This window comes from Clostridium sp. JN-9 (assembly GCF_004103695.1).
GTDB lineage: Bacteria > Bacillota > Clostridia > Clostridiales > Clostridiaceae > JN-9.
On the sequence record NZ_CP035280.1, the window covers coordinates 2,342,778 to 2,358,422 of the forward strand.

The following is a 15,645-nucleotide window of genomic DNA, read 5'->3' on the forward strand; positions in this document are numbered from 1 at the left end:
AATAAGGATGTACCATTTCCACATTTTTATTCAATTACTACCACTTATATACTCAGCAATTATTCTTGCCAAATATTTAGCACATGCCTGGGCTTCTGATAATTGGTTTGTATCTGATCCAACTTCTATAAGCATGGCATTATTGCTCTTATCCTGATTAAAGTATCTTGTTCCATAATTATATTCACCATATAATCCTTTGCAAAGGCCTGGAAATAATTTATTTGATATACTCATTAACTTATTAACATCACTTATATTCTTATCATAATGTGGATTTTTCTTTGCCATAACAAACATAAACTTAGCTACATTTTCTCCATTGAGCTTTATTGTAGCAGCTTCTTTTGGAACTGAATCTCTATGCATATCAATAACTAATTTGAAATCCTTATATTGTTTTAAATATTTGTCCACAGTCACTGCTGATTTATTATATGACTGATAATAGTCCTCAACATTATGAATGGTGGTGTCATGAATAACAGCAATTCCATAGTTTTCTTCCAATTCCTTCTTTACTAATTCTCCTACAGAGCAGATATTTTGTGCTGGATCAAGCTTATCATAATCTCCTGGCAGAAAGCTTTCAGTGGTATGAGTATGATAAATAAATACCTCTGGTTTGGCTGCATTTAGTGTCTTCTTTAATTTTGGGTTATAAACATTTACAGCAGCATTATTCTGATTCGATTCTCCTGCGCTGTTTTTTGATATTTCACTTTCATTTAATTTAAATGGATTGAATAACACCTTACTAAAATTATTATCCTGAGATAATTTTATACTTCCATTCCCAATGCCCAAAAAAGCCATTTCTCTTTCAATAATAGAGCCTGGATCAGCAATATTTAGTCCAATAATGTCCAGAACCTTTTCCTTAAAAGAAAAATTATTTTCTACCATAACCTCATCATTAAATGATGTTACCTTAAGCAGCGGCATTGTATAATTGACAACTTGTACATATAACATATTTCCCCTTTTCACTGCATCTTTACTTTCAGCAAAAGCACTTCCGGAAATAAGTATTATAAATACTGCTGATGCCATTATAATTATAATAAACATGTTCTTTCCCATTTTTGCTCTTAAGTTCATTCCCCCACCGCCCCACAAGTAAAATAATAAATATCCTATAAGAAAATTATATTTATATATATTTAAAAATATAACTATTTTTAAATATATATAAATAAAGAACAAAGATTAAAGAACAGAGAACAAAGAAGGTTGATTTTCTGCAAAGCAGAAAATCATTAATTTAAGTTTTGCCCAAAGGCAAAACTATCCTTATTTGATCTTTAATCTTTAATCTTTAATCTTTGCATTTAGTTGATGTATTTATTAATATCATCTAAATCTAAGGCAGGCTGAAGTGATATATTTATTCCATTTGCTATAACTTTTGATACAGAATCAATTACCGTGTCTACTTCCTTTGGTGTAACCATTAAATCTCCCAGATATGGCTGTAAAATTTCTGAAATCATCTTTTGTTTTTCATCTTTATCAATGGATTTCAAAAGAGAATAAAAGCTGCTGTCTTTTTTTGATTGGGATATCATTGTATCCAGTACCATATCTATAGTATCATTTGCCATGGTGGCAGCATCTACAACGGTGGGAATACCGATAGAAATAACTGGAACTCCCATAGTAGCTGGACTTATCTCCATCCTTCTGTTACCTACTCCAGATCCTGGTGAAATTCCAGTATCTCCTATTTGTATTGTTCTGTTTACTCTGTCCATTCTTCTTGATGCAAGTGCATCTATACATATAATCAGATTAGGCTTAATTCTATCGGCTACTGCCTTTATTACTTCACCCGTTTCAATACCTGTAAGCCCCAGAACACCTGGTGATAAAGCGCAGACTGGTCTGATTCCTTCGTCAATACTATCTGGCATTAACTGTTTTAAATGTCTTGTTATCATAAGTCTTGATATAACCTTTGGTCCAAGAGCATCTGGAGTTACATTCCAGTTTCCAAGGCCAACTACCATTGTTGTCATGCTTTCTTCAATTTTCACCATACTGCTTAATGTTTTTGCAAGTATCCTGCTTACTTCGTCCATCATGTCACTATCATATTGAGTTAACTTGGGCATATCAATGGTAATATATGTTCCCATAGGTTTTCCTAATTTTTTTTCACCTTGTTCATCAAGAATTTTAACATTAGTTATTTTAATTTCTCCTTCAGTGTGTTCATCTACGCTTACACCCTGTATCTTCTTTTTACTCTGCTTTTCATATATTTCCTTTGCCTCAACGGCTAAATCTGTTCTCACGCTATTCATTCTACCACTCCCATGTTTATTTATAATAATATTTTTACCCTAAAGCAATACTATAATACATAAATATTAATATAAGGATTTTTACAATATTTCTCTTGAAGTGTTTTCTTAATAATGTTATAATAGCATTTGTTAAATAAACTAGAAACGTACGCAGATTTTCCCCAAAACTGCAGGGACCCTATAAAAATACAAGGGGGTGAAAGAATGGCAAACATTAAATCAGCTAAAAAGAGAATAAAAACTACAGAAAAAAGAACTCATGAAAACAGAATGATAAAATCAGCATTAAAAACTACAATTAAAAAGTTTGAAACTGCTTTAATCAGTGGCAATACTGAAGAAGCTAAGGCTGAATATGTTAAAACTGCAAAGGCATTAGATATGGCAGCAACAAAATCTGTAATTCATAATAACAAAGCTGCTAGAACAAAATCAAGATTGGCTGCAAAGTTAAACAAAGCTCTTGCATAATAAATAAACCGGTTTTATACCGGTTATTTATTTTTTTGTTTTTATGCAGCCACTATATTTATTATTAACATTTCCATTAATATTTTACTATCGATTGTGGAGCTCTTTAATTTTATTTCACAGTCCAGACAATAATCCACTGCATTTTCTATCTGTTTTATAGTGAACCTTTTGCTCTGGGCTATTAATTTTTCACAAATATATGGATTTAACCTAAGTTCTTTAGTAAGTATATCTTTATTTTTCTTTGCTTCCAATCCAAGGATTATGTTTAAAAGCAGTTTAAACTGTCTTTCAACCATATAAAGTATATAAGGAATCTTTTCCCCCTTATAAATAAGTTCATTCATTATATTTATTGCCTTATCAGCTTTTTTTTGTCCCAGGAAATCTACCATATCAAAGATATCCTCATCACTTTTCTTTGGAAACATGTCCTCTATGTCCTGTTTTGTAATTTCTCTTCCCATTGTGTAACAACAAAGCTTTTCAACTTCATTTTCAATTATTCCCATGTTATTGTCCAGCTTATTGCAGAATAATCTTAATTCTACCTTTCCAATTTCCTTATTATTACCATGCATAAGATTCCTTACCTTTTGTTCCAGGTTTGCACCCCTTATTTTATCTGCCTTTACAACATATGATTTTTTATCAAGTTTAAATAATTTTTTAGAGGGCTTTTCCCTTTTATTATCAAAAACATAGTACATTATTAAAATTGTATAAGGAGAAATTTTGTCTATATAGGAATTTATATCTTCAAAAAGTTTATTGTTTTTACTATCTGCATTGTCACATAAAAAATTAGCTCTGTATAACACCACTATTTTTTTATCACTCATAAATGGAAGTGTTTCACATGCATTTATAATGCTGCTGAATTCAAAATTTGTACCATCAATTTTAATATAATTCAACTGTTTAAAATCATCCGAAACAGTCTTCTTTACAATTTCATTTATATAATCTTTAATTAATGTTTCATCCTGACCGCAAAACACAATACAATTTTTATTCAATCCATTTTTTAATTCTGATTCAAACTGCAATAAGTTCAGCATATTACCACATCCTATTAATAAATTCTGTATGCTTTAGTAAATAATAATTTATAGTGTTTAGATTTGCTTTTTACACTATTGTCATATACTAGAGGCAATTTTATTATATCATAATGTCTGTTATTTTTAATCATTACATAGGTATCAGATATAACAACCTGCAGCATAGGATTTAAATATAAACTCCTTTTCCCCCTGGGATTAGTAATAATTTTATTAGGTTTTATATCATCTTTTATCTTAATCATCTCTTTGCCTAATGTTTCATCATAATTGCAAATCAAAATTCTTTCTTTTCTATATATAATTGAAACCAGGCTGTAACCATTTCCAGAGTAAAAATCTATAGATGGTATTATGGGGAATTTATAAATACTTACGGTAAATAATATTATTAGCGGTAAGTATTTTATTTTATGATAATTATGTTTATAAAGCAGATAAGATAGATAAATACCAATAAGTCCTATACCATCAATAAAATCCAAATTAATTAATGGCGCTCCTGTTTTCATTAAGAAATACATTGCTCCATCAATAGATATAAATGTAAGTTTTATAGCAAATACTAAAAGATTAAACATAAAGTTTATATTATAAAATAATAGGCTTATATTTCCTAGTATAACTACCGCAGAATATAAAGGCAGTAAAAAGATATTGCCTAATATAAATATTATACCAAAGTTTTTTATGGTAAAAGATATGCATGGATATGAAAATAATTGGGCACTAAGTGTTAAACTCAAAGATTCAGCCAGCTTTTCCGGCAGTAAATACAAAAGTCTTTTTATCTTTTTATAGTAAAGTAAAATTCCTAGTGTTGATAAATAAGATAGTATAAATCCAATATCAAAAATATAGTACGGCTTTATAAGTAAAATAAGCACGGCAGACATGCTTAAAGAAGATAGTGAATCGTAATTTTTATAAACCTTTTTTGAAAATTTTAAAATTAATATCATAATAAAAGATCTAATGGCTGAAGCTTTACAGCCTGTAAATACAACATATACTAAAGATAATAAAGTGGAAATATAAATTCCGCTGACTTTTTCAAGAGCTAAATATATTAATGATAAGTGCATTCCAGAGACACTTACTGCATGTATAACTCCAAGCCGCTTAAAGTCCTGCTTTTCACTTTGTGATAAATACTTAGTCTCACCAAAACATAGTGACATTGTAAGTGATGCATATTTTTCTCCAATAAGGTTATTATAATGACTGTATAATTTTTCTTTAAATTTATCTATGGAAAACAAATATGTATTTTTTGTGATTTTATAATCATGGATATTGTATTCACCAATTTCTCCATAGGAGTAATTGTTTTTATGATTAAATTCTCCATTTAATATAGCTTTGTTACCAATAGAAAGTTCCTTTGTATTTCCTGTTAAAATTATTTTTCTTCCACGAAATTCGCCTATTGTTTTTCCATAGGATTTATCTATAACAGTTATTTCTGCACTACTACCAATATTAATATTAAAATAGTTGTAAAAGCTTATAAAACCTATAATAAAGAAAATAAATATAAAAATAAAATCTTTTCTTTCTTCGCAGAAAAAAATAACGGCTAAAAAAGATGCAGCTAATGCTGCACCCAAAAAAACGTTATTTATAAAAATTGAGGAGGACAGGCACCCTAACAAGATTGCAATACAATAATAAATAAGCGGTCTTTTCACTGTCTTAATTTACTCTCCATTTTATCCTGCTGCTGAACTTTAACATTAATCTTTATATTATGAATTGATTCATCATAATCAATGTCTTCAACAGAAGGTATTACATTTCTTCCCTTAGAATAAAAGTAATTATTTGCAATCTCCAAAGCTGCAGTATTATTAATTTCGTCATAGTTAATAAAGTATTCATCCTCAGGTATGTTCAAATACACTGTGTTACTGCCCTTAATAACTGTTTCAAACACATCCTCAAACATTATTTTACCCACCTCCATAATTATAGTTTATCCATAATATATTGCTTTAATCACTGGTTTTTATGGAGATTTCTATATAAACATTATTTTATTCTTACATACTTCAAAAACATTATACAACATAATAAGTTTATCCCAATGAAATCATAGTAGTTCAATATATTTGAGCTTATTCCAAAGAAATGTATAATTACATAAATGGCTAAAAATATTGCCATACATATTATGGATGATGCTATGCCTGTAAAAAATGATTTCCAAAAACCTTCTTTTAAAAAACTTTTATTAAATTCCTGCTGAAAATAATAGTTATCCACCTTTTCAAAATTGAAAATGATTAAAAATGAAAAAATAGAAACTGTAACTAAATTTACAAATAATGCTTCATAAAAGTTTAAATAAATATCAAAATTGAATAGTTTCTTAATTACAAAATAACTTGTCTGAAAAACAACACAGCTAAATAGGTAAGTTAAAATATTTTTTATATTGATAATTATCTTTTTTGAACTTTCTATTATTGATATTATTTTCCCTAAGCTGGTTTCCTCTAAATATACATCAGAATAATTTTTAACAATACTGCTTTTACCATAGCCTATTCCAACATCTGCCATCATCAGTGAAGTAAAATCAATAAGCTTTCCTATTGCCATGGCGAACACTCTTCCTTGGTTTCTGTAAAATTCACAAAGTTTTTCCTTATTAAAAGGACTGATTCTGGAGAAAATGTTAATCTTATCAGCTACCCTGTTAAATTCTTCTTCTGAAGTGTTATCAATTTCAATTCCAGATAGAATTTGATTAGGAGATTTTATTAAATTAAGCTTCTTACATGAATAAAATGCAGTAACTCTATTTTCTTCTGTAATAATTACTGGTTTTATATTATTCATTTTAAGTAATTTAATATTTTCTTCTGTATCATCGCAAATTGGATTGCTAAAGGCTATAAGTCCTGAAAACACCAGATTGCTTTCTATATTTTCCTTTTCGCTGGGTTCATAACTAAAATTCCTGTAAGCCAGTGCAATAACATTTAAGCTTTTCCCCGAAAAAGTTATATCCGTATCCTTAATCAGCTTTTTATCTTCTTCCGTAATTTCTCTTTCTATTCCATTTTTATTGATTTGAGTACATTTATCTATTAAAAAATCAACAGCTCCTTTAACATTTGCCCTATAATTATTTTCAAATTTATTCACCGTTGTCATTATCCTTCTGTGAGAATCAAAAGGGATCTGAAAAATTCTCCTCTGTTCCCTTTCCAGCTGTTTCTTTCTAATATTTATCTTATCTCCATATTTAACTAATGAAATTTCTATTGGGTCATCTTTATAATTTGTAATTCCATTAGAAGTGAAAACGGAATCATTACATAATACTCCTATGCTGATCAGCCTGTTTATGGCCACTACGTCAACCTCATTTAAGTCCATATTATAAGGTTCCACTATTTCATTTGGTATATACATTTTTTCAATGAGCATTTCATTATCGGAAAAGAAACCATATTTATCTATACACAGCAAATCAATTTTAGATAGATTTTCTACTGTGGAAAGATTTTTTAATATTACTCCCTTTTTTTTAAGTTTTGACAATACATATGCTGATACCACATTAAGCATAAAACTGCTTGAGAAAGGTGTGCATAAAATAATAATCAGTGTTAAAGTTTTTAATGATGATTCTAAATTATTTGCATGTATCAAGGAAGGAATTATAAAAATCAGCGCCAAAATTGTTATTATTAATGTAAATTGATTAACCGTTTTTTTAAAATATTTATTTATAAAATTAGGGCTTTTATTTTCTTTATATATATATGATATTATTCTTGCAATCTGAGTTTCCATTCCAGCAGCTATGACTACACCTGTAGCATCTCCTTCTATAATGGCAGATGCTCTGAATAAAATATTTTTCATTTCAGAAATTGGAATTTCCTCTTCTTCAATTCTTGCAGAAAATTTATCAACTATTGCCTTTTCACCAGTTATGGAAGACTCTTTTACTTTTAAATTATTACATTCAAGAATTCTTATATCTGCAGGTACCATTTCGTTACTTTGCAGCAGAACAATATCACCCTTCACCAATTCTTCGCAGGGAATTCTTGTTATATGTCCATCCCTTACAACAGCTGTTGTTATCTTATTTAAATTATTCAGTTCCTGTAATTTTTTATTTTCCCTGGCTGCATTAGATAATGTTACAGCTATGTGAAAAATATAATAAAAAATTAAGATCACTGCAGGTATAAATGTTTTTATAACAAAAAGCAGTGCAATTGTAATAAGAATTAAAATGCTCCAAACCTGTTTAACCTCATCTAAAATAACCCACATGAGCTTTTCTGCCTTAGGGCTGTTCAAGCTGTTATTTCCATGCTTTTTTCTGCACTCTTCTACTTGTGCTGTACTTAATCCTTTATTTATGTCAGTATTTAATTCCTTTAGTACCTCAACCCATGTAATATTATGCCATGCTGTCATTTTACTACCTCCGTGCAGCTATATATAAACCATTAGATAATTAACTTTGTCTATGTTATTCATTTTAATATTCGTATAAAAAAAATTCTTCTTTAATGTCAAGCATTTTTGAAAATGTCCCAAAATATTTAAAACATTAGCACCAGTTTTCTGGTGCTTTTTAGTTAGGTTTTACTTCTAAAATAAATAATGAGGCTTTCCTGGATTTTGGGTATGCTTAATAAGCCTTCTGAGTTTTATACTTAAAAGGAGGAATAGTAATATTATGGCATTTACTTTTATGCTATATTTTCCTGCCTATGTTTCTGCTTTTTAAGATAACGTTCAAAAGAAGCTTGTTTCCAAGGATGACTCATTGGAGGAATATAACGTTTTTTTGGTTGCCCCGCAGGAGCTGCAAGGTCAAAGCTTTTTGATGTAAGTTCATGTTCTGGTAATAGATCTAGAGCATATACCTTTTCATCAACACAAAAGAACATTCCACCATCAAAGGCTTGAATTACCATACCTGAAGTACCTTTTCGGTAATGTACAGCATATCCATTACAATCCATAGGGAGGTAATAACTTTTCTTGAATTTGATGCAGCTTCCGTTATCAACCTTCCTACTGGTTAATACGGCAAGTGTTAAATTTATTTTTTCAATATCTAGTTGTTTTTCAAAGACAGATTTGATATTATCAACTGGTAAAGCAAACTGGGCATTGAATTCTTTTATGTATGAGTTTAAGAATTCATTTGCTTGCTCAATTGTGCTGATACAAGCTAGCCTCATTTCTAAAGGGAGGCGTGATTGTAACGTCTGAAACATTCTTTCTACGCGCCCTTTAGCTTGGGCAACACTGCTTGTCTTAATTCCTATGCCTAACTGTTTACAGGCATAGCTAAACTGAGTGAAAGTATCCTCTTCAACTGAAGGGGACTTTTTCTTTTTGTATTCAAATACAGTACGTCTATCTGTAAATAACATATAAGGGATACCGTGTTCCGTGAGTACCTGGTGTAACACATGGTAATACCCGTTTAGGGTCTCTTGTGAGTCAAAATAAGCTCCCATAATAGCACCTGTAGCATCATCTACAGCAATGTGTAATTGGGTTTTATTCTTACCGAACCAAAGATGCTGTGAAGCATCCATCTGGAGCATCTCACCTATGTAAGCACATCTAGGGCGCCTCGGGTGTGCATCTTCAGCTGCAATAATTGCATTCTGAATGTTAGAAACCTCTTTTGGAGATTTGGCTACATTCTTCAATTCCTCTAATTGAGCTTTAACCTTTTTCCTTGTAGCACGCTTAGCCTTAGGAGACAGGATGAATTCCTGCATAAGGATTGAACGGATGGTGCTAATGGATACTTTGATATGCTCATGCTTCTCTAATAACTCAGAATAGTGGGTGAGATTAGCATCAGAGTATTTGGTACGATAAAGGTCAATAATTAATTGTCTTGTCTCATCATCAAGTGTATGGACTGGTTTTCTCCCATGATTACCATGAATAAAATAAGCCTTTCCCTGTTCCTGATATCCTTTGATCATTCTATTAATATGTCTAATAGAGCAGCTTAGATAAAGGGATGCCCTCTTCTTGTTTCCATTTGTTTCGACCAATTTCTTTATAGTTGTATATTTATCATTTTCTTTCATAGTTAAATTTACCTTTCTCATTATGTCCACCTCAATTCTCTTGAGGTATCATTATACTATATTTTTTGCATTTGGGACATAATCATATGTGGTATATTAAGACATTATCATAAATCAATCATAATTCGTATAAAAAAAATTCTTCTTTAATTGACATCTTTATAACTAAACATTATTTTAAAAAAATAAAAGGGGCTGTCGCACTAATGAATTTACATGCAATATATTGTGGTGTTTAGATATTTACTTTCTATAGACACCTATGGCTCTTTTAAATAATAATGTTGATGTGAATAGGACTTCATCAAAAGAACAAAGATTAAAGAACAAAGATTAAATAAGGTAGTTTTTCTTTGCAGAAAAACCAAAAACTCAATTGATTAAGTGAATCATAGGTTTTAATAACTAAAAATAGTTAAACAAAATAAAATGCAGGGAAAGTTTGAACTTTATAATTTCATTTAGTAAATCGTTATTTAAGCGAGCAAAAATACTGATGCTTCTACAGTTTTTTGAGAAGCTTAAATAGCTGATTTACTTTGAAATCTATTATTGAAAATTTTTTCTTAAAATTCTCCCGGAAGGGACAGAAAGGCATTGAACATGATGAAAAGAGAGTTCATGATCAAAGCGTAAGTTACATTAATATCAGCAATAATAAAGTCTGCGTTATTACAGCACTGGATTCACATAAAAATATTTATTCCAGAGCAGTGGGAATGGGACGTATGAATGCAATGGATATGGAAAATTATATTGGAAAAATATTAAATAAAAATAAGCAGGCAGTCTCAAGGCCGAAAAGCTTTTTTGCCATGTTCTTTAAAAGAAAGAAAATAAGGGAGATTAATAAATTCCTTGATAATAGCTCTGAAGCAGTAAAATATAGATGTGACTGCATGGAATGGATATACCGTTTTAGAGGAGTAGCAACGAAATATTTAAATAATTATTTAAGCTTATTCAAATTCTTAAAGAACGTTAATTTTAATAATATTTTATCTGCGATAAATAAATTTATAGAAGAAATAAGTAAAATTAATATTCAAAATACATATATAAATATGAGGAATGCTGAAGTCAGTTTTAATTGACTTGTCCCTAACGGGAACTTGTTACTTTATCAACACTATTTAATAAAAGAGCCATATATCTAAAGCAGGAAAGATTAAAGAACAGACTTTAATCTTTGGGTTTTAAGGGGCAGCCTATCGGCTCTGGATTTTTCAAATCCTTTTTTAATTTTTAGTTTCAGCCTTCAATAAAAAATGAGCCTTGCATCAGCAGTTTTAACTGCTAATGCGACAGCCCCCTTTAATATATATTATTATTTACTAGTATAAATGCTGTAAGCCTCCAGCGCCACTGTAATTAAAAATATAATTACAGATAGGATAATAAGTCTTTTCCTTGGAGACATTTCTTTAATTCTATCTGATACGCTGGCTTTCTTTAAATTATTATCTGCCATTATTTTTACCCCCATTAAATCCTTTATTAGCAGTATTCTACACATCATAATTTATTCCTTTAAATATTATAATATTTTTTTGTAAAATTATATTTTAAAATAGCAGTAAAAAAGAGCCTAAGCAAAACACCATAAATTTGCTTAAACTCTTTTATATCAACGCCTTTTAAAATTCAAACTGGCGGGAGTATGTGGGAATCGAACCCACCCAACCTGGTCTTAGCAAGTCAGCACAGTTTTGAAGACTGGCAGGCACACCAGCACCTATCTACCCCCATACTACCTTTACGTTTAATAATTTTACAGTATATATTATAAAAAGTCAAATAATTTGATCTTTGCATTAATCTTGGAGCACTCTTTTGTCATCAATTCTCTTTGTTAATTTGATGCTGTCAAAATTCTCTAACAGCGCTACTGCATACTTTCTTGAAGTATTTAATAAATCTCTCCACTGTGCAGCAGTTATGCTTCCATTTTTTTTAATATAATCATATATTAATTTCTTTGCTTCCTCATAACAGTTTTTCTCAAGTATGCGGGTTTTCAACACTTACTCCAATACATAATGAACTTATATGGTCAGAAAATGCTTTAAATACAAGGCTTTCCTGATTTTTTTCTTGTCAAATTTTGCGTTTTATATGTTGTATGGTGTTGTATTATATGTTATAATAGAAGTGAGGTGTGATATTATATGAAATTGAATTACGATAAAAAATCTAAAGATCCTACTTACTTCATTCAGATGGGAATCAGAAATGGTAAGAAGACCACTACAAAAAATGTAAAACGAATTGGAAAATATTCTGAGCTGCTAGCAATTACCACTGATCCTCTTGAATATGCAAAAAAGCAGGTTGAGGAATTCAATAAAGAATATAAGGAAGGGAAAATCGACATAAACTTAAAGGTTGACTTTAGCGAAAAGCTTTCACCTACAAAAAATATCGCATCCAAATCCGCGCTACTTAATGTCGGTTATTTTATTCTGCAACATATATATCACGACCTCAAACTTTCAGATTTTTTTCATGATATCAACAGTAATTCAAAGATTACCTTTGATTGTAATACAATCAACCGTTTCCTTACCTTTGCAAGGATTTTAGAACCAACATCAAAACTAGGGACATTTGACAAACTTGATTCCTATTACGAAAAACCATACTTTGAATACCAGCATATTTTACGCTTCATGGATTTGTTAGAGGATAACTACGACGAATATTTGGAACATTTATTCATTAATAGTAATAACATCATAAAAAGAAACACTTCCATATGTTATTTCGACTGTACAAATTATTATTTTGAATCAGAAGATGAGGACGATGAATACGTAGATGAAGCCACTGGCGAGATTCTCAAAGGTCTTCGCAGATACGGCCTTTCAAAAGAACACCGTCCCAATCCAATTGTGCAGATGGGCCTATTTATGGACGGAGATGGAATCCCTATATCAATGTGCATTAACTCTGGTTCTGACAATGAGCAGAAATGTGCAGTTCCACTGGAACAGAAAATCACAAAAATGTTTAAAAATAAACAATTCATTTACTGTGCTGATGCAGGACTTGGCTCATTTAATATAAGAAAATTTAACTCCATGGGTGGAAGAGCCTTTATTGTAACCCAGTCTGTAAAAAAACTTTCAGACAAACTAAAGGAAGCTGTTTTTAATGATTTTGATTATCGTCGGATTTCTGATGATTCTCCTATTACTATCAGTTTTATGAAGGGATTCGATAGATTTGATAAAAAGAATTTACCCATTTATAACGATACTGTTTACAAAATCATAGATGCAGACAGCGCCATGGATGTTGGCCTATATGAAAAGAGAACATATAAAAACGGTAAGTCCAGAATTGTAAAATCAAAAGCATTTCTAAAGCAAAAAATCATAATTACATTTTCAAGAAAAATGATGGAATATCAAAGGCATATCAGAAATGCGCAGATTGAACGGGCTAAGAACTTACTCAACAATCAAAATATAGATAATATAAAAAAGGGACCTCATGATGTTACACGTTTCATCAAAAGGACATCAAAAGGTAATAATGGTGAAAAAGCCTCTGATCACTATGAAATTGATCAATCTATCATTGATAGAGAAGAAAAATATGATGGGTATTACGCAGTTGCCACAAATTTGGATGATGATGCTAAATCAATACTTACTATAAATTCAAACCGTTATAAAATCGAGGATTGTTTTCGGATACTAAAAAGCAATTTTAATGCAAGACCAGTTTATCACAGAAATCGCAACAGGATTATTGCACACTTCATGATTTGTTATACGTCTTTACTAATTTATCGTTTGCTTGAAAACAAGCTAGACCTGCAAGGAACACATTTTACAGCAGATGATATTCTTGAAACGCTACGTAATATGAATGTCATGAATACACAGGATGCTTTTTATACAGCAACATATACAGGAAGCCAAGTATGTACAGCGTTAAATGGCCTATTTAATTTAGGCTTAGATAAAAAATATTATCTTCCTAAAGAACTGAATAAGAAAATAAAAAAATTTCTAAGTTGATGTTTTCATACAACATTTTTAAAATAAGAAAAGAGAAGGAAAGCCTCTATTTACTGGGGTTCCTTCTCTAAATTTTTATTTAAGTGTTGAAAATGAGATTATACCTTATTTCATGAATAATTCAATAATTTAATTAAAAAAGCAGAGATTTCGCATCTAAATTCCAGTAAAAGATTTACTTTTACTGGAATTGTATTTTATTGTACTTTCTTACATGGCTGGTAAATCAACAGACCGATATGTCGAAAAAATAGTTATAATTACCCTTACCCTAAGAAATTTTAATAATCGATTTCCAATTTTATTTTTATATTAAGTCTTTTTAAATATTGGATTATTCCAGTTGTCATCTATAGTAAATCTTTCATCTTTTATATCTTCAATAATATCTATTTGAAGCATCCGTTTCTTTCTAAAACCTCTGATACATCTAAAAAAATATAACTGCATCAGATTAAACGCTATAATTATAAACATCAGTACTGTCTCTACGCCCGTAGGGCTATGAAGAAAGCAATGATCTAAATGCCATTCTGTTTTAAGCTGATGAAAGGCATTATTTTCTATATCCCACCTCTTGTGCATTATCTTCCACAAGGTTTCTACTGAGGCAAATTTGTCTGTTGTTATAATCCAGCCTTCTTTAATTTCTACCTTATCTCCAGTATGAATTTCTTCTATAAACCTTATAAATCTAACTTTGATAGTCGGATCTGATATTTCAAAATTATCTTCATCCCAAGCTTTAATTTTGGTATAGTCTTTACTTCCCTGCTTTACAATCCATTTCTTATCAGCCTCACGGCGCTTAAATAGAGCTAATGCATCCTTTACAATGAGAAGACGCTCATCTTTAACTCTTACTACTGCATTCATTCCTATTGAAAGGACTTCTTTTATCCAAGTAGATTTACAATATAAAGCATCAGCTACTATAATATCGGCAAAATGGTGATATTTACGATATAATTTTTTTATTAATCTTATACCTCCGGTGATTTCACCTTCATCTTTATTCGAACTATCTTTCTTAGGTTCAAGCATTTCTTGTCCTAAAATAACATGGGGATCCGAACCTACGGTAATACAAACTACAGATCTGTGGAAATGACGAGTAGTGCCATCCTTATTCTTTCGTGAAAGACATTTGTCACAAAATTTTTTAGCACTTTCAAATAATTCTACACCATCTACAGCAACTACCTTTAAGCCATCTATGGTACCATTTCTAAATATCTTATTTTTTATCGTAGTTCTAATTATACTATCATGAATATTTTTCAAACCATTCAAATCAAAATCACTTAAGCAGCGCCTAACGGCATCAATGTGAATCATTTTAGTGTTTTTAGGTAATACTTTTTTAAATTTACCTTTTTTAAGCCAATGCTCTAACCTGTTGAAACTTCTTATTTGAAGCATAAATCCAAACAAAACTACAAAGGTGATTGTTGAAATTTTTACTAGAGATTTTATCTTTTTATCCTCTAAGGTATTGATTTTTTCACCTATATCGTATACTTTATTAATATAGGTGAGCATTTGTTTTAAATAACTTTTATTCATCTTAAGGCATCCTTTCTATTGTGTTGTGCAAAACTATTATAAAAAGGATGCTTTTATTATGCAAATTTTTTTTATAATTTCCAGTAGAAATCGGATTTTACAATGTTTT

The 15,645-nt window shown here is 30.2% G+C and carries 13 protein-coding genes and 1 tRNA gene; 3 read left to right on the forward strand and 11 right to left on the reverse strand.

Annotated features, from left to right (window positions below; genetic code table 11):
• Window positions 1-30: 30 nt before the first annotated feature.
• Both EQM05_RS11190 and gpr read right to left on the reverse strand, forming a co-directional pair.
• Entirely contained in the window at window positions 31-1,101 is a 1,071-nt protein-coding gene (locus tag EQM05_RS11190; RefSeq protein ID WP_243108054.1) for a stage II sporulation protein P, read from the reverse strand.
• Window positions 1,102-1,331: 230 nt separating this feature from the next.
• The gene (gene gpr / locus EQM05_RS11195; RefSeq protein WP_128750111.1) at window positions 1,332-2,306 is read right to left on the reverse strand and encodes a GPR endopeptidase; all 975 of its coding nucleotides are present in this window, start codon (window positions 2,304-2,306) and stop codon (window positions 1,332-1,334) included.
• 207 nt (window positions 2,307-2,513) lie between these two features.
• Between gpr and rpsT the strand changes: the two genes are divergently transcribed.
• On the forward strand, window positions 2,514-2,780 hold the full coding sequence (gene rpsT, locus EQM05_RS11200) for a 30S ribosomal protein S20 (protein ID WP_128750112.1): 267 nt from the start codon (window positions 2,514-2,516) through the stop codon (window positions 2,778-2,780).
• Window positions 2,781-2,821: 41 nt separating this feature from the next.
• Here rpsT and holA read toward each other — a convergent pair whose 3' ends face one another.
• The 5 genes from holA to EQM05_RS11225 form a co-directional block, all read right to left on the reverse strand.
• Window positions 2,822-3,844, reverse strand: coding sequence for a DNA polymerase III subunit delta (gene holA / locus EQM05_RS11205; RefSeq protein ID WP_128750113.1), 1,023 nt, complete (start codon window positions 3,842-3,844; stop codon window positions 2,822-2,824).
• Window positions 3,845-3,858: 14 nt separating this feature from the next.
• Window positions 3,859-5,457, reverse strand: a complete 1,599-nt coding sequence (locus tag EQM05_RS11210) for a ComEC/Rec2 family competence protein (protein ID WP_128750114.1) — start codon at window positions 5,455-5,457, stop codon at window positions 3,859-3,861.
• 77 nt (window positions 5,458-5,534) lie between these two features.
• The gene (locus tag EQM05_RS11215) at window positions 5,535-5,795 is read right to left on the reverse strand and encodes a hypothetical protein (RefSeq protein ID WP_128750115.1); all 261 of its coding nucleotides are present in this window, start codon (window positions 5,793-5,795) and stop codon (window positions 5,535-5,537) included.
• Between the two features lie 83 nt (window positions 5,796-5,878).
• Window positions 5,879-8,293, reverse strand: coding sequence for a cation-transporting P-type ATPase (locus tag EQM05_RS11220; protein ID WP_128750116.1), 2,415 nt, complete (start codon window positions 8,291-8,293; stop codon window positions 5,879-5,881).
• 278 nt (window positions 8,294-8,571) lie between these two features.
• Window positions 8,572-9,963 (reverse strand): ISNCY family transposase, encoded by a 1,392-nt coding sequence (locus EQM05_RS11225; RefSeq protein ID WP_243108031.1) that lies wholly within the window; start codon window positions 9,961-9,963, stop codon window positions 8,572-8,574.
• A gap of 518 nt (window positions 9,964-10,481) precedes the next feature.
• Between EQM05_RS11225 and EQM05_RS11230 the strand changes: the two genes are divergently transcribed.
• On the forward strand, window positions 10,482-11,036 hold the full coding sequence (locus tag EQM05_RS11230) for a hypothetical protein (protein WP_128750117.1): 555 nt from the start codon (window positions 10,482-10,484) through the stop codon (window positions 11,034-11,036).
• Between the two features lie 233 nt (window positions 11,037-11,269).
• On the opposite strand, the gene EQM05_RS15805 is transcribed toward EQM05_RS11230, so the two are convergent.
• From EQM05_RS15805 to EQM05_RS11235, 3 genes are all read right to left on the reverse strand, one after another.
• Window positions 11,270-11,413: a hypothetical protein gene (locus EQM05_RS15805; protein ID WP_164917270.1), complete on the reverse strand. Its 144-nt coding sequence runs from the start codon at window positions 11,411-11,413 to the stop codon at window positions 11,270-11,272.
• Window positions 11,414-11,592: 179 nt separating this feature from the next.
• Window positions 11,593-11,689 (reverse strand) — tRNA-Sec (locus EQM05_RS15810).
• Window positions 11,690-11,756: 67 nt separating this feature from the next.
• On the reverse strand, window positions 11,757-11,963 hold the full coding sequence (locus tag EQM05_RS11235) for a SelB C-terminal domain-containing protein (protein WP_243108055.1): 207 nt from the start codon (window positions 11,961-11,963) through the stop codon (window positions 11,757-11,759).
• A gap of 147 nt (window positions 11,964-12,110) precedes the next feature.
• On the opposite strand from EQM05_RS11235, the gene EQM05_RS11240 reads away from it, so the two are divergent.
• A complete protein-coding gene (locus EQM05_RS11240; RefSeq protein ID WP_128748972.1) occupies window positions 12,111-13,970 on the forward strand; it encodes an IS1634 family transposase in 1,860 nt (619 codons plus the stop codon).
• A 312-nt stretch (window positions 13,971-14,282) separates the two neighbouring features.
• Here the strand turns inward: EQM05_RS11240 and EQM05_RS16230 are convergent, their stop codons facing one another.
• The gene (locus EQM05_RS16230; protein WP_128749244.1) at window positions 14,283-15,536 is read right to left on the reverse strand and encodes a transposase; all 1,254 of its coding nucleotides are present in this window, start codon (window positions 15,534-15,536) and stop codon (window positions 14,283-14,285) included.
• Window positions 15,537-15,645 lie beyond the last annotated feature (109 nt).

Excerpts from the sequence above, each read along its gene's own strand:
- rpsT (WP_128750112.1), top strand. The coding sequence starts at position 2,514 with ATGGCAAACATTAAATCAGCTAAAAAGAGAATAAAAACTACAGAAAAA.
- gpr (WP_128750111.1), bottom strand. The coding sequence starts at position 2,306 with ATGAATAGCGTGAGAACAGATTTAGCCGTTGAGGCAAAGGAAATATAT.
- EQM05_RS11190 (WP_243108054.1), bottom strand. The coding sequence starts at position 1,101 with ATGAACTTAAGAGCAAAAATGGGAAAGAACATGTTTATTATAATTATA.
- EQM05_RS11225 (WP_243108031.1), bottom strand. The coding sequence starts at position 9,963 with ATGAGAAAGGTAAATTTAACTATGAAAGAAAATGATAAATATACAACT.
- EQM05_RS11240 (WP_128748972.1), top strand. The coding sequence starts at position 12,111 with ATGAAATTGAATTACGATAAAAAATCTAAAGATCCTACTTACTTCATT.
- EQM05_RS15805 (WP_164917270.1), bottom strand. The coding sequence starts at position 11,413 with ATGGCAGATAATAATTTAAAGAAAGCCAGCGTATCAGATAGAATTAAA.
- EQM05_RS11220 (WP_128750116.1), bottom strand. The coding sequence starts at position 8,293 with ATGACAGCATGGCATAATATTACATGGGTTGAGGTACTAAAGGAATTA.
- holA (WP_128750113.1), bottom strand. The coding sequence starts at position 3,844 with ATGCTGAACTTATTGCAGTTTGAATCAGAATTAAAAAATGGATTGAAT.
- EQM05_RS11215 (WP_128750115.1), bottom strand. The coding sequence starts at position 5,795 with ATGTTTGAGGATGTGTTTGAAACAGTTATTAAGGGCAGTAACACAGTG.
- EQM05_RS16230 (WP_128749244.1), bottom strand. The coding sequence starts at position 15,536 with ATGAATAAAAGTTATTTAAAACAAATGCTCACCTATATTAATAAAGTA.